Annotated in this window: 26 protein-coding genes; 9 read left to right on the top strand and 17 right to left on the bottom strand. The window is 34.9% G+C overall.

The genetic code is table 11. From position 1 onward, the window contains the following. Positions 1-74 precede the first annotated feature (74 nt). From BT156_RS12730 to BT156_RS22375, 9 genes are all read left to right on the top strand, one after another. Positions 75-959, top strand: coding sequence for a DUF3347 domain-containing protein (locus BT156_RS12730; RefSeq protein WP_072410582.1), 885 nt, complete (start codon positions 75-77; stop codon positions 957-959). Between the two features lie 12 nt (positions 960-971). Continuing rightward, positions 972-1493 carry a DUF305 domain-containing protein gene (locus BT156_RS12725; protein WP_034741369.1) on the top strand — a complete coding sequence of 174 codons (522 nt, stop codon included), beginning with the start codon at positions 972-974 and terminating at the stop codon, positions 1491-1493. A 39-nt stretch (positions 1494-1532) separates the two neighbouring features. After that, a complete protein-coding gene (locus BT156_RS12720) occupies positions 1533-2192 on the top strand; it encodes a DUF3347 domain-containing protein (protein ID WP_072410581.1) in 660 nt (219 codons plus the stop codon). A gap of 2 nt (positions 2193-2194) precedes the next feature. Continuing rightward, on the top strand, positions 2195-2644 hold the full coding sequence (locus BT156_RS12715; RefSeq protein WP_072410580.1) for a heme-binding domain-containing protein: 450 nt from the start codon (positions 2195-2197) through the stop codon (positions 2642-2644). Positions 2645-2667: 23 nt separating this feature from the next. Next, positions 2668-4938: a multicopper oxidase family protein gene (locus BT156_RS12710; protein WP_034742681.1), complete on the top strand. Its 2271-nt coding sequence runs from the start codon at positions 2668-2670 to the stop codon at positions 4936-4938. 106 nt (positions 4939-5044) lie between these two features. After that, positions 5045-5458: a bleomycin resistance protein gene (locus BT156_RS12705; protein WP_198417452.1), complete on the top strand. Its 414-nt coding sequence runs from the start codon at positions 5045-5047 to the stop codon at positions 5456-5458. 59 nt (positions 5459-5517) lie between these two features. Further along, positions 5518-5892: an ArsR/SmtB family transcription factor gene (locus BT156_RS12700; RefSeq protein ID WP_027381139.1), complete on the top strand. Its 375-nt coding sequence runs from the start codon at positions 5518-5520 to the stop codon at positions 5890-5892. Further along, entirely contained in the window at positions 5889-6491 is a 603-nt protein-coding gene (gene merTP / locus BT156_RS12695) for a mercuric transport protein MerTP (protein ID WP_034975961.1), read from the top strand. The genes BT156_RS12700 and merTP overlap by 4 nt, the downstream gene beginning before the upstream one ends. Continuing rightward, complete coding sequence (locus BT156_RS22375) at positions 6491-6700, top strand: GDCCVxC domain-containing (seleno)protein (protein ID WP_072410579.1); 210 nt, start codon at positions 6491-6493, stop codon at positions 6698-6700. Before merTP ends, BT156_RS22375 begins: the two co-directional genes overlap by 1 nt. Positions 6701-7082: 382 nt before the next feature. On the opposite strand, the gene BT156_RS12685 is transcribed toward BT156_RS22375, so the two are convergent. From BT156_RS12685 to BT156_RS12600, 17 genes are all read right to left on the bottom strand, one after another. Further along, positions 7083-7889 (bottom strand): PRTRC system ThiF family protein, encoded by an 807-nt coding sequence (locus tag BT156_RS12685; protein WP_028122595.1) that lies wholly within the window; start codon positions 7887-7889, stop codon positions 7083-7085. A 2-nt stretch (positions 7890-7891) separates the two neighbouring features. Further along, positions 7892-8638 carry a PRTRC system protein B gene (locus BT156_RS12680; RefSeq protein WP_051259640.1) on the bottom strand — a complete coding sequence of 249 codons (747 nt, stop codon included), beginning with the start codon at positions 8636-8638 and terminating at the stop codon, positions 7892-7894. 44 nt (positions 8639-8682) lie between these two features. Next, positions 8683-9858: a hypothetical protein gene (locus tag BT156_RS12675; protein ID WP_028122593.1), complete on the bottom strand. Its 1176-nt coding sequence runs from the start codon at positions 9856-9858 to the stop codon at positions 8683-8685. Positions 9859-9948: 90 nt separating this feature from the next. Further along, positions 9949-10167, bottom strand: a complete 219-nt coding sequence (locus BT156_RS12670; RefSeq protein ID WP_027379053.1) for a PRTRC system protein C — start codon at positions 10165-10167, stop codon at positions 9949-9951. Between the two features lie 11 nt (positions 10168-10178). Next, positions 10179-10721 (bottom strand): PRTRC system protein E, encoded by a 543-nt coding sequence (locus BT156_RS12665; protein WP_028122592.1) that lies wholly within the window; start codon positions 10719-10721, stop codon positions 10179-10181. Continuing rightward, on the bottom strand, positions 10694-10936 hold the full coding sequence (locus BT156_RS12660; protein WP_028122591.1) for a hypothetical protein: 243 nt from the start codon (positions 10934-10936) through the stop codon (positions 10694-10696). The genes BT156_RS12665 and BT156_RS12660 overlap by 28 nt, the downstream gene beginning before the upstream one ends. After that, entirely contained in the window at positions 10905-11063 is a 159-nt protein-coding gene (locus BT156_RS12655; protein ID WP_228418836.1) for a hypothetical protein, read from the bottom strand. Before BT156_RS12655 ends, BT156_RS12660 begins: the two co-directional genes overlap by 32 nt. Positions 11064-11321: 258 nt before the next feature. Then, a complete protein-coding gene (locus BT156_RS21790; protein WP_051889993.1) occupies positions 11322-11552 on the bottom strand; it encodes a hypothetical protein in 231 nt (76 codons plus the stop codon). Then, entirely contained in the window at positions 11553-12266 is a 714-nt protein-coding gene (locus BT156_RS22135; protein WP_159745727.1) for a DUF1281 family ferredoxin-like fold protein, read from the bottom strand. A gap of 13 nt (positions 12267-12279) precedes the next feature. Then, the gene (locus BT156_RS12640; RefSeq protein WP_028122590.1) at positions 12280-12675 is read right to left on the bottom strand and encodes a single-stranded DNA-binding protein; all 396 of its coding nucleotides are present in this window, start codon (positions 12673-12675) and stop codon (positions 12280-12282) included. Between the two features lie 570 nt (positions 12676-13245). Further along, positions 13246-14088, bottom strand: coding sequence for a toprim domain-containing protein (locus BT156_RS12635; RefSeq protein WP_072410577.1), 843 nt, complete (start codon positions 14086-14088; stop codon positions 13246-13248). A 429-nt stretch (positions 14089-14517) separates the two neighbouring features. Continuing rightward, positions 14518-15648, bottom strand: a complete 1131-nt coding sequence (locus BT156_RS12625) for a hypothetical protein (RefSeq protein WP_072410575.1) — start codon at positions 15646-15648, stop codon at positions 14518-14520. Positions 15649-15730: 82 nt separating this feature from the next. Beyond that, positions 15731-15937 (bottom strand): hypothetical protein, encoded by a 207-nt coding sequence (locus BT156_RS12620; RefSeq protein WP_072410574.1) that lies wholly within the window; start codon positions 15935-15937, stop codon positions 15731-15733. A gap of 47 nt (positions 15938-15984) precedes the next feature. Continuing rightward, positions 15985-16737 (bottom strand): hypothetical protein, encoded by a 753-nt coding sequence (locus BT156_RS12615; protein WP_072410573.1) that lies wholly within the window; start codon positions 16735-16737, stop codon positions 15985-15987. 2 nt (positions 16738-16739) lie between these two features. Further along, positions 16740-16991 carry a DUF3853 family protein gene (locus BT156_RS12610; RefSeq protein WP_072410572.1) on the bottom strand — a complete coding sequence of 84 codons (252 nt, stop codon included), beginning with the start codon at positions 16989-16991 and terminating at the stop codon, positions 16740-16742. A gap of 6 nt (positions 16992-16997) precedes the next feature. After that, positions 16998-17540: a hypothetical protein gene (locus BT156_RS12605; protein WP_072410570.1), complete on the bottom strand. Its 543-nt coding sequence runs from the start codon at positions 17538-17540 to the stop codon at positions 16998-17000. A gap of 16 nt (positions 17541-17556) precedes the next feature. Beyond that, a complete protein-coding gene (locus tag BT156_RS12600; RefSeq protein ID WP_072410569.1) occupies positions 17557-17820 on the bottom strand; it encodes a helix-turn-helix domain-containing protein in 264 nt (87 codons plus the stop codon). Positions 17821-18269 lie beyond the last annotated feature (449 nt).

Below are 18269 nucleotides of genomic sequence, written 5' to 3'. Positions count from 1 at the left end.
CGTGTGCCTTGTCGAAAGCTGAATCCAGTTTTCGCAAACTCTTCGTATATCTTATTAAATTAAAAAAAATAAAAATGAAATCAATATCAAAAATATTGATGGTAATCATCGTATTACTATCAGCCGTAAACAGTTTTGCACAAATCAAAAATGCAAAAACAGAAACTGTAAAAATATATGGCAACTGCGAAATGTGTAAAACAACCATCGAAAAAGCAGGAAATTTAAAAAATGTAGCCACGGTAGATTGGAATAAAGATACCAAGATTGCTACACTCAACTATGATGGTAAAAAAACAAATCAGGACGAAATATTGAAACGCATTGCCTTAGCAGGTTATGACAGTGAGAAATTTTTGGCTCCAGATGATGTATATGCAAAATTATCCGACTGTTGCCAGTATAAAAGGGAACTAAAACCAGTTGCAAAAACCAGAGATGCAGGTATGGATATGAAAAATGAACACGCCAACCATAACCAAAGCGATATAGCTCAAAAAAATACCACTGAAACACAAAATGTACCGCAATTAAAAGCCGTTTTCAATAACTATTTTTCAGTGAAAGATGCGTTGGTAAAAACTGATGCAGGTACTTCTTCCGCAAAAGCTACCGAATTGGTAAAAGCCATTAAAGCAGTAGAAATGACAAAACTTTCCAACGAAGAACATACCGTTTGGATGAAAGTAATGAAAGATTTAACTGCTAATGCAGAAAAAATTGCTATAGCAAAAGATGTTACCAAACAAAGAGAAATTTTCGCTTTACTGGCTAATAATATGTACGAATTAGCCAAAGTTTCAAAACAAGAAACACCTGTTTATTATCAACATTGCCCAATGTACAATAATGGTAAAGGAGCAAATTGGCTAAGCAAAGAAGAAGCAATTAAAAACCCGTATTACGGCTCCAAAATGCTTACTTGCGGTAGCGTACAGGAAACTATTAATAACAAATAAAACGCTATTGTTATGGAAAGTATGGAAAACCAACACGAAATGCAACATAACCATAAGAATGAAAAGCATAATACTAATCACTCTTTAGCAATGTACAAACGCTTTGCTGTAATGGCTGTTGCTATGTTCATAGCTATGTACTTCATTATGTATGCTATGATTGACGGCTTACAGAACCTTATCCTGAACATCAATAATTTGTATATGACTTTGCTGATGGTTTCTGCAATGTTGATTATAGAACTATTGATAATGAAAGGAATGTATGAAAGCAAAAAAATCAACTGGGCAATCATAACGGTTTCCCTTGCGATTGGTATCTTTTCTTGGTTTGGTATTCGGGAGCAATTATTTGTGGGAAATAAAGAGTTTGTAAAAGGTATGATACCGCATCACGCAGCAGCAGTATTGATGTCTGAAAAAGCTAAGCTTACCGACCCCGAATTGATACAGTTACAAAAAAACATACTGGAAACACAGGCACAAGAAATCGAATTTATGAAGCGTAAGCTAAATGAATTTGAAAACAAATAAATAAGACAAATTTCTTCAATAATATCAAAAATAAATAAAATGAAAAATATAATTTTCTCAATCATTACATTAGTAACAGTTGCAGCGGTAACAATTTCCTGCAATCAATCTTCAAATAAAAATAGCGACCAGCAAGCTAATGATAGCACAACAATTGCTGCAACTCCGGAGTTACAATCACCTACACACAATGATACGGTAGCAACTGTTACTTCAACGGATACATCTTCTCAAGAGGCAGAAAAGTCCGATGTGAAGCAAGCTCAAAAGTTTACTGTCGCACCTATAATTAAGGATTATTTGGCTTTAAAAAATGCACTTGTTGAAGATAATGACAAAGCAGCGGCTAATGCAGGAAAGCAATTGTTTACTACCTTAAAAAATGTGGATATGAACGCTATCCCAGCGAATAAACATAAAGAATATATGGAAATAGCGGAAAATGCCAAAGAAAATGCAGAGCATATTAGTGACAATGCTGGTAAAATAGACCACCAGAGAGAGCATTTAGCATCGCTAAGTAAAGACGTTTCTGACCTTATCACATTATTTGGAACTACCCAAAAATTATATCAGGACTACTGCCCAATGTACAATGATGGTAAAGGTGCGGTTTGGATTAACGAAGCTAAGACTATCAAAAATCCTTATTATGGCAGCAAGATGCTTACCTGTGGCTCTGTAAAAAAAGAGTTCTAAAAATGAAGAGAGTATTAAAGATAATGTTGACAATAGTGCTGTTTATTTTTATTGCTATTCAATTTTATCAGCCTGCCCTTAATGTAGATAAAGGGCAGGTTTACACAACCGATTTTACCCAAGCGTATAAAATGCCTGTTGAAGTAAAAGCGATGCTTCAAACCTCTTGCTACGATTGTCATAGTAACAATACTAATTATGTTTGGTACGACTATGTGCAACCTATGAGAGCATTAGTAGAAAACCACATAAAAAACGCAAAAGAGGATTTGAATTTCAACGAATGGGGTACATACTCAAATAGGAAGCAGGAAAGATTATTAAACTCAATTAAAGAACAAATCGAAACTAAACAAATGCCCTTAGCATCATATACAATGATGCATAAAAACACAAAACTGAATGATGAGCAAATCAAAGTTTTAACCAATTGGCTAAAAGAGCAGGATTAAGTTTCAAGAAAAAAAATATCAAAATGAATATACCTAAAAATGTTACGATCAGGTTGCTGCAAGCAGTTTTTATACTGTTATGTTCGCAATCTCTCTTTGCACAAAAAGTAGTTCGTTACGAGTTGTATGTAAAAGATACGCTTGTAAACTACGCAGGCAAAGAAAAAAGAGCCATTTCCGTAAATGGTCAAATACCAATGCCAACGCTCACTTTTACCGAAGGCGATACAGCCGAAATCGTTGTACATAACCAATTAAAAGAAAGTACCTCATTGCATTGGCACGGAGTGTTCCTGCCCAACAAAGAAGATGGTGTGCCCTGGCTTACACAAAAACCTATTAAGGCAGGCACAACCTATACCTATCGCTTCCCAATTATCCAACACGGAACGCATTGGTATCACTCACATTCTGGTTTGCAGGAGCAAATTGGGATGTATGGCAGTTTTATAATGAAGAAAAAGGATGATGATAAAACCTTTAGAAAAGGAATTGACGATTTGCCGACTGTACCCATCATTTTAAGCGAGTGGACAAATCTTAATCCCGACAACATCAACAGGATGCTGCATAATGCCAACGATTGGGCAGCTATTAAAAAAAATGCAACACAGTCTTATGCAGAAGCTATTAGAGAAGGACATTTCAAAACAAAACTAACCAACGAATGGAAACGGATGTTGGCAATGGATGTAAGCGATGTGTATTATGACAAAATTTTAATCAATGGAAACCATACGACCGATTTAAAAAAGGTGGACGGCAAAACGCTAAAAGCGGGCGATAAAGTACGATTGCGAGTTTCAAACGGTGGTGCTTCGTCCTATTTTTGGTTGCGGTATGCAGGCGGTAAAATTACCGTAGTTGCAAATGACGGTAATGATGTAGAACCTGTGGAAGTAGATAGATTAATCATTGCGGTTTCTGAAACTTACGATATTGTAGTAACAATTCCTGAAGATGGTGTTGCTTATCAGTTTCTAGCTACTACTGAAGACAGAACACAATCCGCAAGTTATTTTGTGGGCAATGGCATCAAACAATTAATATCACCACTTCCTAAATTAAAATATTTTGAAGGGATGAAGATGATGAACGATATGATGAAGATGAATGGAGATTTGGACGATATGGGAATGAAAATGAGCCTGAACCAAATGGATATGAACGTGGTAATGTATCCTGAAATTACTGGAGAGGCAAAACCAAAAGAAGACCATAGTCAACACAATATGAATATGGAAAATGATCCCAACCGTTACAATGCAAATGCTTTGGGAGAAATCAAAACGCTGAATTATGCAATGCTACAATCTCCTTCCAATACGGAACTTCCTAAAGATGCGCCAGTAAAAGAATTGAAATTTACCCTTACCGGAAATATGAACCGTTATGTGTGGAGTATGGATAATAAAATACTTTCAGAAGTTGATAAAATACCTGTGAAAAAAGGAGAAATTCTACGAATTACCATTCATAATAACTCAATGATGCGCCATCCAATGCACTTGCACGGTTTTGATTTCAGGGTAATCAATGGCAAAGGCGAAAAATCACCACTAAAAAATGTTATAGATATAATGCCAATGGAAACTGATACCATTGAGTTTTTAGCAAACGAAGAAGGAGATTGGTTTTTCCACTGTCATATCCTTTATCATATGATGTCAGGAATGAACAGGGTATTTGCAGTTGACGATTATCAAAATCCGAATTTACCTAACAAAAAACAAGCATATAATATGTTGCAAAGAGAAAGCAATATGCCACACTTAATGGCTCAGAATGATTTTGCTAGCAATGGAAATGATGGTGATGCGATGCTTCAGAATTCAAGATGGAGTTTAGGGACAGAATGGCGATTAGGCTATAACGATATGCACGGTTATGAAGTAGAAACACATTTAGGAAGGTACATTGGAAAAATGCAATGGTTTATGCCGTTTATAGGTTTTGATTGGAGGTATCGTAAAATGGGTATGGATGAACACGAAACCAATTTATTCGGACAGAAAAATGAAAAAGATACACGTAGAGCTATTAGCTTGGGCTTTATGTACACATTACCAATGTTAGTAAACTTTCAGGCAGAGGTATATCACGATGGAATTGTACGTCTTTCTTTAATGCGTGAAGATATTCCCATCACAAAGAGATTGAGGGCTGGTTTTATGGTCAACACCGATATGGAATATATGACAGAGCTAAAATATATTATCAATAAAAATGTGGGTATTCGTACACATTATGATAGCGATATGGGCTGGGGTATTGGGTTATCTTTAAATTATTAAAACAAAGGATAAACAGCTAAGCCAGGAAACCGAAAACGTTTTTTCAATCCGTTTGAGCTGTCTCAACTATTTACCACAATATTACAATTTAAAATTGCACATGACAATGATAGAACTGATAAAGGCAACACCCGCATTTCCTGTCAGGGAAATTGACAAAGCAGTTCAATTTTACAAAGACAAATTTGGTTTTGATTGTCGGCACAAGGAAGACACTTTTGCAATTTTGGTTCGGGGCAACATAGAACTGCATTTGTGGGCTTCCTGCAATTATAGTTGGAAATGGAAAAGCATTTTTCTATTTCTAAAACCGATTAGTAGTGGGGCAGAAAGCTTTTTAGCAGGAACACACAGTTGCAGAATTGAAGTAAAAGGAGTTGAAGAGCTGTATAAAGAGCTAAAAGAAAAAGAGGTGCTTCACAATGAAAAAACAGAGATAGAAAGTACCTATTATGGCACAAGAGAATTTGCAGCATTAGACTTATACGGAAATCTTTTATCCTTTTATGAAAATGTATAAAAAGATGTTTTTGTATTTTAGTATTTGCTTAAATAAACAATTTGCTTATCTTTGTACTTATGGATAATCTTTCTTGTATAAGGCAGCAGGCGGACGTTAAGCAGATAATGCGTTGCAAAGACCGGATTAGTGAAATCAAAGGGACAGTTGATTATTTATCCAGCGGACTTGAGTTAGCGGGTAACAATGTAAGACTGAAAATACTTTTTCTTCTTTATGAAGAAAAGAAACTTTGTGTTTGCGACCTAAGCGATATTCTCAGTATGACCATTTCGGCAGTTTCTCAGCACTTGCGAAAACTCAAAGACAGAAAACTCATTGAAACGGAAAGACAAGCGCAAACTATTTTCTATTCGTTGGCAAAAGAGTATGAAAAAATGCTCAAACCTTTTTTCAAAATCCTTAACGAAAACAAAATTTTGGAAGCAATATGAAAACAGAAAAAAAATTAATCGGTGCAGGACTTTTGACAGCAATTGCTTCGTCCTTGTGCTGTATTACGCCAATTTTGGCTATAGTTGCGGGTTCAAGCGGAATTGCTTCTACCTTTTCGTGGCTCGAACCTTTTCGACCTTATTTTATTGGTATGACTGTTTTAGTTCTTGGCTTTGCTTGGTATCAAAAACTGAAACCTCAAAAACAAATTGACTGTAATTGTGAAACAAATCAAAAACAAAATTTTATGCAAACGAAATCATTGTTAGGAAGTATTACCGTAATATCAGTTTTACTTCTATCATTTCCGAGTTATGCTCACATCTTTGTTCCGAAGACAAAAATCACGGCAATTGTTACTTCGACTTCTAAAATTCAGAAAGTTGAATTTACTATTAAAGGAATGACTTGTTCAGGATGTGAACATCATGTAAAGACAGAAATTAGCAAACTAAAAGGCATTGTTGAAGTTATTGTTTCTTACGAAAAAGGCAACGCAATTGTAAAGTTCGACAACAAACAAACCAGCATCGAGCAAATCGAAAAAGCTATCAACTCTACTGGTTACAAATCACTAAAAAGCAAAATTATTTCATAATGGACATCATTTTAATATCCGAAATAACTTGTCCAACCTGCGGACATAAGAAATCCGAAGAAATGCCAACTGATGCTTGTCAATTTTTCTATCAGTGTGAGAGTTGCAAAACAACTCTAAAACCTATAAAGGGAGATTGTTGCGTGTTTTGTAGTTACGGTACAGTAAAGTGCCCACCTATTCAAGAGGGAAATGCTTGTTGTAAATAACTAAACCACTATGGACTTTCAGTCCATAGATTTGAACAACGAATGAAATTCGTTTAAAAAACTCCACAGATGCACAGATAATAAAATATTAAAAAATTCATTTTATTATCTGTGCATCTGTGTCGAATAAAAAATTTATAGAAACTGAAATTCTTGCACTGAAAGTGCATAGTTTCAACTAACTATTTTAATGCTTAATTGAAACTATGCACAACGAGTTTTCTATAGTCAGTTAATACTTACAACCTTTTTTCTAAAACAAACCAAAGCCAAAGTCCGGAATTGTTTTAGAAATGGGGTTGTTCCGCTTTCCGCAAAAATACGTTTCCGACCGCAGGGAGGAATTGCATTTTTGCCGCCCAACTTTTGGTCAGGCGGTTTTTTATATTTTTATCAGTTGAGAATGGAAATTTTTTAGATTAAGGAAAAAACCTCTGTTTTCAGTCAGTCCGTTGCGAAACAAGTTCCACAATAGAGAACATCCCATTTGTGCTAATGTAGAATTAATAAACAAATCCTGCTTTTCTAATGCTTCTGCTAAACTGCAACTTGGTGTATCATCTTGCGTTTCAGACTGCAAAAGCAGTTCTCCAAATTCTTCCGTCACATAAGGAAGATTCGACGTTGTTTGATATTTTTCGGAATCAGGTTGTTTTATATTCTCAACTGTAGAAAGCAAAACCTGTCCAGAATATCGGTTGTTGCCAAAATCCATCCAATATTTAGCCTGGTTTCTGTATAATCTCCTACCCTCTTTCAATTCATTCAGAATATCAGCAATTTCAAATCGTGATTTGACATTATCAACACACGACATATAAATTGCGGACTGCATATTCTCTTGGATTCTTCCTAAAGAATCTCTTTCAAACTTTCTGACTTCGGCTTTCCAATTCGTTCCAGACCATCGGTTTGCCCGATTTATCAGTGCAACTGCCTTTGGTAATCCTACTTCACATTCTGCAAAACGCTGTCTGCCTTGATTCGCTTCTGTGACAATATCATCATCCCACAACCGCACCTGTAATCCTGCGTGTCCCAATTCAATCAATGAATGGTTCATTTCGATCAAGGCGGTCAATACTTTAGAACCTGTACCACCTGCACCTATGAGGTTTACCATTACAGGATTGGTAGGATTTAAAAGGCTATCATCGGTAAAATGGACTTTTGTTTTTTCAGATTGTATCATTAGAGTAGATTTTTTAAAGTTAGATTTGAATTGATTAGAATATCTGTCGGAAACGGCTCTTTTGAATCAATAAGGCTTTTCCAAAGGATTACCAAGTTTCCTTTAATCGGATTATGGCTGTTGACCAAATGGCTGAAATAAGAATTGAAAAAATAGTTTTCCCATTTCTTAGTAAACTCTTCGAGTGATGCGGAACTTTTAATGTTTACGTCGACCGTTCCCATACAAACACTTCCGCTTTCGTAAACATTAAAGAACGGAGCGTGAAATAGTGGTGTATCTGTATTGGGGCGTTGGTCTGTCTCCAATGCGAATATTTTCATTCCCTGCTTATTGGCACACCATAGCAAAGGTGGCACATTCGCTAAACCATTTGGAATGGAAAGCTTTTCGGTAAATAGTAACTGTCGTTCCTGTGCTTTTGTGTACCAGACCACTTTTCCATTTTCCGATGTATCTATAAATAGTACAGTTTCAGAAATAATACCACTTGGTCTTAGAAAATCTTTTTCTTTCTTATTTTGAATATTTAAAGATTTGGAGAGTCGTTGTGCCTCCCTTACAGTCAAAGGGTGGGCATTGACAGGGTTTCCATTAGGGTCAATATCAAAATGTTCAACATAACCATCGCGATTATAATCTTCTGTCTCATAAAAGACCAGTGCTGATTTAGGATAGTAAAGTGTTCCAAAATTATTGGTTATGTCGGTTTCTTCGTTCTTAATTGTATTGGCTGTATTTCTCATAGCTTGTTTTTATAATTGAATTATTTGCGCCGTGTATGCACAGATTAGTTGAGCAATCGGCACAATTCGTTTAAGACCTTAAACAACTGATTTTCAAAATCAAGGTTTTTATCCAATATATCACTTCCGTCAAAGGTTTTAAAAATCATTGGTTGCTGTGTTTCAGCATATTCGTTGAACTCATTATTGACCATACTCGTTAGATTATCATAAATCAATCCGTCACTCTCGGCAAAAAAGGAAATATATTTATCCATTGCGATAACAGTTTCCTCATTATAATTGTCATCTCCCTCCATTTCTGAGGGCTTGTTTGCATTATTATAGTGGGCATTTCTGAAAATGCTTTCATTAGGGTAATCACAATAAAGTTTAAAGGTTTTTTCTGCCAATTGAAGGCATTCTTTATCAAACCTGTTTTTCGGTATAAAACGTTTCAAGCGTTGCTCAAAAAAAAGAAGATTCTTAGCATTGGAAATTTTTTGTCCCATCATATCTCCGATGATTTCCGCCCTTTGAAGTTCTTTTTTGCAGATGTGGTTATCTTCTATTTCTTCGTCCTGCTCTATCCAATCAGTAAGCATTTCGTAATTCCAATAGAGATAAGAATCTTCCTGTCTGTAATATGGAATATCTACATTTCTATACAGATAAGTGCATACGGACAATAGTAAGCAAGCTGCTTTTCTGTGTACCTTATTGCGGAGCAATTGATAAAGCGGTACGACGGGAACATAAAACAAGGTTGCCCCTGTGTTGCATCTTTCTTCTATTGCAAAGCAAGTCTTACTCCCTTTTTCTATCAGCCTAACACTCTGCCAATTTTCAGTCTTGGTTTTCAACTGCGTTTCAATATCTCTCAAAGCAAGGCTGATATTGTATGGATAATTAAAATGCTGTGTCGGCATTGGGGTTATATCATAATGCTTTGCTAATTGAGAAAGGGACTTATAAAAATCCCTTTCTGTTTTAGCAGACTTACGTTTGCCCTGTGTTATTGTTATTTCATTCTCCTTTAATTTCGGCATAAAGCAGGTTCTCAGAAAAGCATTGGAAGTTGGGAGATTGGAACGGATTTCCGTTGGTCTTTCTGAACTTCCGAACTGTCTTTTATCTGATGCATCCATTGTGCGTATTCCCTCAATTGTAAGTGAAGTTGCCTTTGTTTTTTTTCTTCGGGAGGTTGAATTGTCCCCGATATGGTTTTTCGTTGCATTCATTTTATTTTTGTTTGTCAGTTTATGGTTGATGGTTGTTAGCTTTTAGATTGTAATTCTATCAACTGTCAACCAAAAACCATCAACTATTTATTATCCTTTTGTTCCCATCACACTTTCAAATTGATATTCAACAGCATCATCCTTGATTTTCGGTGCTGAAATTTTTGAAGTGGTCAGTATCGGGTACGTGTTGGCGTAAAAGTTCATTACTGATTCTACGCTCCATTTTGGTTCAGGGTCAGGTAAACGTATTTCCTGTCCGTTATCTTTGAGTATAAAAACTCGGTCTAATAGGGTTGCAAGTAACATTTATAATATTTTTAAGATTCAACATTTTCATTGGTCGTTTCAGAGAATAGGCTTGGTGCAAAATGTTTCTCATATTCATCCTGCTTTTTGCGGATGATTTCAGCATAATCGGGAAATTCCGATACTTTTGGAAGAGCTGACCACGCTTCTTTGTATTTGCCGTCTTTTTCGAGTTCTTCGGCTTTTTGCAAGGCTTCTTTGTACTTTTTATCTTTGCCTTCCTTTTCTTTTTTCTCCTTGTCGGATTTCTCCTTTTCCATTGCCGATTTCTTCTTGGCTTCTTCGACCTGTTTCATAAAACTTTCCATATCTACCATTAAGCCCGATGCGGTCTGCAATGGTGTCGAAATACTTTCAAAAAATCCGTTGTCCAATTCTTCCGCTGTCCCCCTTAAATTGAGTGGCGGAATCGTTTTCCTTGCCTCGTCTCCGCATTGCTCATTGTTGAGCAATACGGAAAGAACGAAACTGTTTTCTGCCCCTTGTCGGAGTGTGATTTGCAAATCTCCTGTAAGATTGAGTTTGCCTATCTGTCTGAAAAAATTGGTTTGCATAATTTTGTTTTTAAAATTGATTTTTTACTATTTCTGTTATAATTAATTTTATATTCATTATTTTGAATAATGCTCTGTAATAGGTTTCTTGCGTTTGTGGCATTCCAATCATCTTCTTTGGTCATATCCAAATAGTGTAATTTTTCATATTGTTTTACCATTTTGGCAATAATGTTCAATGCTTTATACTCCGTTTTGTCTGCGAGATTGCTCATATTGTTTTGATTTTAGTAGTTTTCCGTACATATCTTTCCAAAACCTTCTCAGTCTTTTATCTAATTCTGAAAATTCTTTGTTTGTATGTTCATATTCCTTACTCTGCTGTAATTTGGATAGCTTCATCAAGATTGGTTACTTTAATCTTGCAACCGTTTAAGTCTGTTACTCTCATTGTTGTTGAGTTAATTGATATAATGAAAATTCTTCTGTCCAAAATTCTTCGCCTGTCTGTTTTCCAAAAGCGTTGTAAATGGCATTTCCGTTTTTATAGACTTGCATTTGGTAGCAATTCAGATTATTTTCGGGTTGCAAAAATTTTTTCAAATCCTCTTTTTCCAATTCGATAAAAATCCTGCTTCTCTCCGAAAGCCATTCTTCAACTTAGGGATAATTTTCTTCCGAAAATTTGAAAAACTCTACATTGGTATCGGCATAATTCAGCCATTTTAAATCATAGTCATTTTCCAAAGGCTTTACGGCTTCGAGCCTTTTCTTTTGGATTTCTTTCCATTCTCCCGTAATGTGGATAATGGCAAAATCGCCATTATCCCATTCACTGTTGGTCATTGATTTTATCAGTAAATATTCTGTTTGTTGAAGTGATGTTTTCATTTATGCAATTTTTTGTTTGTTATTATTTATTTTCCTGTCTAATAGGATTGTCATAATCTCCTCTTTGTAATCGTAATTTTCACCTTCGAATTCGTAACAATCTGTATCTACATTGTAGATGAAGTCTTGAAAGTCACATTGATTGAGAAAATAATCCTGTAAGATTTGGTTTTCGCATATGGTCTTGCCAAAAACCATACAGCCAGATTCTTCGTAATCCAATACAAATCCGACATCGTAATGATTTGCAACAATCCATAATGCTTCGATATTTGGGCTCCATCTTGTCTCATAATGGAAAGAACATTCATCTGTTTCACTTCGATAAATTTCACAGAAGTAACCGTTTTTGCTCTTGACAAAATCGGGCAGTTGCCCAATATTTCCCTTAGTTTCCTTTTCTATCATTTCTTGAAATACATTCGAGACTTTGTCCAAAACCTCTCGATTTCCTGTGAATGTTACTTTATTGTTGCACCAATTTGCCATAATATTTGTTGTATAATTGTTGTTTTCGTAAATGTATGTTCCGCTTGTTTTGAAAGGTTCTTTTCCCTCTGTAAGGCGGATTTCTGATTTGAATTTTCTTGAAAGACTTTTTGCATACCGTATTGCTGTCGTTCTCTCGCAATAGAATTGGGAAAAGATTTCCACCTTTTCCCAATCATTCTTATCACTTTTCGGCTTCATTTGAAAGTTATATTGTGCTTCCATATTTTGAATGCTTTTAGAATGGTAAATCATCGTCCGTATCTTCCGCAAAAGCATTGGATTTCTGTGGCTGTGAAGCTGGTTGTTCTTCTGTGTCAGACTTTTTTCCGCCTCCGTGTACTTTGATGTTAGAAGTATGGAAATTCAACCCCGATTTTATTTCTCCATCTTTTCCAATCCACGCACTCGCACTTGCTCTGCCTGTAAGCTCTACTAATGTTCCCTTCGTTAAAATCTTAGCTACGTTGGCACTTAGCCAATAGGAGCAGTTATAATAAGTGGTCTGTTCTCTTAGTTCGCCTTGTTTGGTTTTAAATCTGTCATTAATGGCTAGTGAAAAATTCACGACCTGTTTGTCATTTTTTAAAGTGTTGATTTCTGCGTTTTTTGTAATTCTGCCTACGATGTTCATAATGTTAATTTTTGATTGTTAATAATTGATTTTCGAGTTTGTTAAAATTTTCGATTTGATTGATTTGGTTTCGAGGACACTCGTTTTTTTTTCTGCTTATATCCAATTGGAAAAGCAGAATTATTTGTTGTTTTATTTTGTTGTTTTTTCCGTTGATGTCAAAGACCGTCTGCGATTTAATTGATTCGTATAACTGAGGTTCCGTCTTTTTCTTTGCCGATGATCATAGGAAAGTATCAGGCATATAAAACCACAATCCTCCAAAGCTTTGGAGGATTGTGGCTCGAAATATTTTTGTCCGAAGGATTCAGGAGTGTCTGAAAAAATTATTGGAACTCGTGGAAAGAATTTTTATAGAAACCCAAAAATATTTTTTTAGGTGAATGATGCTGTCCTACATTTGCAATAGTAAAAAGCCAAACATCAGTTAGAAGTGATTAAATAGACGGTTTTGATAGTAGGAAAAATAGAAAATCGAACATTAGCTAATCTGTTTTTTTAAGGTTTAACCAGTTTTATCATTCTTAAAATATAATTTCTCGTTAAAATTATTTTCAGAATTTTTACATTTTACTTTGTTGCACAAAACCACTCGTTCAAATCCTTAAAATCTTTGTACAGCAAAGAGCAATCTTCAACATTTTTATAGTTTTTCCGGATAACCTGTTTGATTGTAATTCCATTATCATCATTATCCAGGAAAAGTGAGATTTTGTCATATTCTCTAAGTTTATCATCGACTTTAAAAAGCATTGCTGTAGAATTGAGAACCAAACAATCTGAAATTGAACTTTCTGCACTTTCCAAATTTTTAAAAGTCAGATAATCAAAAAAACCTTCAAAAACCACAATTTCATTAGAACTATTCAAATCATTTTTCATCAAAGTGACATCTTTTTTGCCCAAACATATTTTTGAATACTTACTTCGGATTTCAACACCTCCGGAATTATTGAAAAATCCAATCCCGAAATATTTCTTACCATTCAACCGGTACTCAATTTCTTTTACCAAATCTTTTTGTACACACACTTTTCGGGATTTCAAATATTGAATTAAAGCAGGGTGCTGAATTTGATTTACTTTTATGATTTGATAACTTTTGACTTTGTCGACATCTTCAATCTGGGTATTATTTTGAACTGAGAAGTCAAATTTCTCAAGATATTTCAAAGCATCAGAAACTGAACATCGATTCATTTGCTGAACAATTGAAATAACATCATAACTTTTCCCAGTTCCGAAATCAAATGCTTTATTTTTTACGAAATCAACCGAAAAACTCGGTATTTTTTCTTCCCTGTCGAGCGCAAAGTAAAATGCAGTTTTCCGATTCTCTTTAACAGGAAAAAGGCTGAACGATTCCAAAACTGTTCTTATATTGACTTTTTCTTTTACTTCTTTACAATTCATTTTTTTTCTTTTTTAAAGCAAATTTTTTATCCAAATTTTCCTTTTTAATAAAAAAAGACTTTTTAACTACTTTTAATATACTTTTAATGAGGCATTGCATCCTCTTATAGCAAAGGTTTTGAGGCACTTTTTCGGTGAGCGCAATTCCGAATTCCAGTGAGCGCAATTCCGAAAGTAGAGTGACCGCAATTCCGAAAAAACAACAGTTTTCGGGTGAGTGCAATTCCGAATTCAACTTTCTATTTTCATTCATTTTTAATATTATACTCGTAGTTATCCACATTTTTTTATGATTATCCATATTTCTAGTGGGTTTTGAATTTCGGAGTGAGCGCAATTCCGAAATCTCAATCAAAAGTTTCGGAATTTTAACATTTTCTTAACTTCAGTGACCGCAATTCCGAATTGCGGGTGAGCGCAATTCCGAATTCAAATAATTATCGGATAACCATTTGGTAATAATTCTCCCATTTTTGTACGCCGATAAATTTGTATGAGATGTTCCTGAATTTCATTCAGAAATAATTTTCCTTGAAATTCCGTAGATTTAATTTCTTTCAATCGAGCCGTTCGGATAAATTCTTTGAATGCCATTTCTATCAAAACTCTGGTTTGTGGAACGTTTCTGTATTGATGGGAAAACTGGAGCATTTCATTTTCGTGCAGACCATATCTTTTTCTGATGTAACTTAATCTCTGGGCAATTTTTTCCCTATGGTCAAGATACGCTTCGCTTGGTTCCAAATGTTCTCTTGTGGTTTGAGATGAATTGTTGTTCAAAATGGTTTTAGTGAAATAAGGAATAATAAAGATTGAATCGCCTCTGTACTTGTAATTGAAGGAAAGCGTATTAAATCTATTCAAACTGATTCTTGCAGGTTTTAAAAATTTGAAACAAAAATCCTTGGAAGTTTTATACTTCAATCCAAATTTCTTGTTCAGTGTTGAGAGTTTTAAAAAGGCTCCGTTTTCAGGTAGCTTTGCAAGCCAGATAGCGAAAATAATATGCTTATTGTTCCTGATATTGTACACCAAATTGTACAAAACGTAATTATATTCCGGAATAACCATTAGTTTTTTAAGCCAATAACTGCTGATTAAAAACGTGGTGTAACCTCTCTGGTCATAACTAGGTATAGAAATTAGTCCTCCAAAAGTTTTGATTTCCTTGCCTTTGGAATTAGTGGATTTGTACCAGCTCATTTTGAATTTCGTAAGAAATTCGTAAGCATCTACCACTTGCTTAGTAGAACCGCTTGGCGAAATTTTGCTATTCCTGATTTTTAAGGAAGCGAAAATATTGTTCTCGGTTTCAAACTCCTCATCAAACAAGGAGAGTTGCTTAGGTCGGTCTTCCGGACGAAATTGCTCATTACTGATGGTAGAAACAATATTAAATATCACCCTAAGAGCATTGATGGGAATATCCGCAGCCTCGTGACCTTCGAAAATAAAATCGTCCACGAAATGGTTTCCCAACCGAATTCTCTCAGGACTTACTTCATTATTACTTTCAAAATTCTTGCGGATCAACCGTAAATCCTTTTCCGGTACAGCCATAATAATGCTTCAATTTGGTTTAAAATTTCAGTCTTTATTTTCCTTCCTTATATTCTAAATTGATTAAAATCGATTTGTAATTTTATATCAACTTGATTATCTCGCTTTCGAGCGTTTTAGTACCGTCCGCAATACTGTAATATTTGTAAATATTAATTCCTTCACCTTGAAAGACCCTTTTCTCGATTTTACCGAAATTTGGGATCTTCACTTTTTGAATTCCTTTGTACTCGGCAAGCATTCCGTTAATGGTTACTTTTTGACCGGGTTTTAAATCTGATAGTGTCATAATTCAATTTTTTTAGTGGATTTTTATCGTAGACATTTGCCGAGCTTTCAAAGGTTGCCGTTTTGTGATTTTGGACGTTTTATATCCGGAATGGATTGAAGTGAAAGTTGATGACTTTCCATTTGACCTTTCATAAAAGGTAACGTACTTTTCAATGAAGATTTCCAATTGGTAATGGGTCTATCAGAACTATTTTTCCAGCCATTGTTTTTCCAGTTTTCATATTTCGATTGTATTTCAGAATCTAACTCAGCAGCGTAAATTTTTAATGTTTCCGCATACGTCATAAATTCTTCCAAAGAAGGAATATTTTCATTGTTACCTTTTTGAGTTGTTGGTTGTGGTTGTAAGGATTGTATCGATTGCGATAAATGGCTTTCAATTTCCTGATCATTGGTGTTTTCAGAAAGATTTTGAACGGGACGACCTGTAAGTAATGAAACTCCGAATTCTACTATTTTTTGAATAGATTCGTCCTTTCCAATTTCTTCTTTATGCACAATTTCAGGGCTAGAAATATGTGAAGGATAATCTTCTATTAACCTGTATTTACACGCAAGTCCGCTTGGTGTTTGGTATTGAATTAATCCTAAATTCCGGAGTTTTTCTTTAGTGGATTTTACCGTTTTTCGAGTGACTCCTAATTCTATGCTTATGACAACATCAGAAATTTGAAAATCACAAGAGTCATTGTCAGAACCAATTTTCAGCAGGTACAAGTACATTGAAATTCCCGTTGTTCCAATTGATGTTTTTTGGTTAAAATCCCAAAACCGCTGCACTAATTCAAGGTAATGCATCTTTATTTTTGTGCAAAAAGCGCTAATGCCTTTTCCTTATCAATTATGATAATGTTTCCTTTTTGAATGATGGCGTCATCTAACAGTCCTGAAGATTTTATTTCCGAGGCTTTCGAAATAGAACATCCCAGCATTTTCGCCAGACCTTTCAATCCATATTCATATTTTTTTTCCGAATTAATTTCTTTGGAAACCTCCAAAAATTCTTCAACAGTTAGTCGCCATATCGGAGTTTTGGGATCTATATTCTTCATTTGTTCTTAATTTATAGATTTTTTCAATTCAGAGATCCAATTCCTCGCAGCAGCCTGCCAGCATTTCATTGGTTTCTCATTACTCAATTTCCAGTTTTTAGATCGATAAAAAGAGAAAAAACGATCTGCTTCAGCAGATGGAAGATCCCGCTCAGTAAAATATAACTCAACTTCATTGAACACCGGAACTAAAAACCGAATCTCATCTTGTAGTAAGAAATTTTGATTTTGAGATATTTTTTTTTCACCTGCTTTTTCAGTGTCAAAATCAATGATCTCGACCAAGCTTCCTTTGTATGAGTTATAACTTGGTGAATAACGTATAAATCCTGCGCGATAAAGTTCTCTGATGCATTTATGGTAGGTAGCGATTGACCTGATCTTACTTAACTTCATCACATCTTCCCTGCTGATCCGAAAAGGATTCTGAAACCGGTTCAAACTCCAGAACTGGAAAAGAGACACATACATACTTATATGAGAGGGATACAATCGCTCATCTTCAATAACACGCTCAAAAAAGCCGATGATATTTTTATTATTCTTCATAATTCCGTATTAAAAATTAATGTTTTTTATCCGTGAGTAATTTTTGGATGTCTTTATAATTATAATACAAGGAGCCCCCTATCTTGCTGTACGATAATGTTCCGTTGACCCTCAGATTTTGTAAGGTTCCTGAAGATATATTAAGAAGCTTCTTGACCTCAGAACTCCGAAGCCATAATTTTTGCTCTGTCGTCTTACCCTTGAGTAATATTTCAATGCCTTCCAATAGTTCAATTTTGAATTGCTGAAGGTCTTCTTTGGTGATAATAGATATTGCCATTTGTCAATTATTTTGTTCGACAAAATTTCAAAATCACGCTTTATATCTTTCGGTAGTTTCTCGGTACTACCGAAAGATTCTCCTGTACATCCTTTGAATACTGAGTTTTAGATCAATGGTTAATGGTGATTAAACTGATTTTTTTTGAAATTGTAAAATAAACATCCCATCCATTGCGATAAGCAACACTTTTATTGGATTATCATTCAATATTTATATAAATTTTTTATTTCTTGCCATTAAGACTATAGTTTTCCCGACATTTTTAAGAATTATCTTGATCGAATTCAAATTAGCTTGAAATACTTTTAAAGATCATCTAAGTAGCAATCTCGCTGATAATGGTGTATAGAAAGCTGCTCTATGAATAAATCACACAGAAGATCTTTCGGTAGCTTATCGATACTACCGAAAGATTTACAATTACAAGTCCTATGATATGCTATTTC

Origin of the sequence: Chryseobacterium limigenitum (genome assembly GCF_900114875.1) — a bacterium.
In the GTDB taxonomy this organism is placed as follows: Bacteria; Bacteroidota; Bacteroidia; order Flavobacteriales; family Weeksellaceae; genus Chryseobacterium; species Chryseobacterium limigenitum.
Note: the sequence above shows the minus strand (reverse complement) of the source record. Positions and strands in the feature narration are given on the sequence as shown.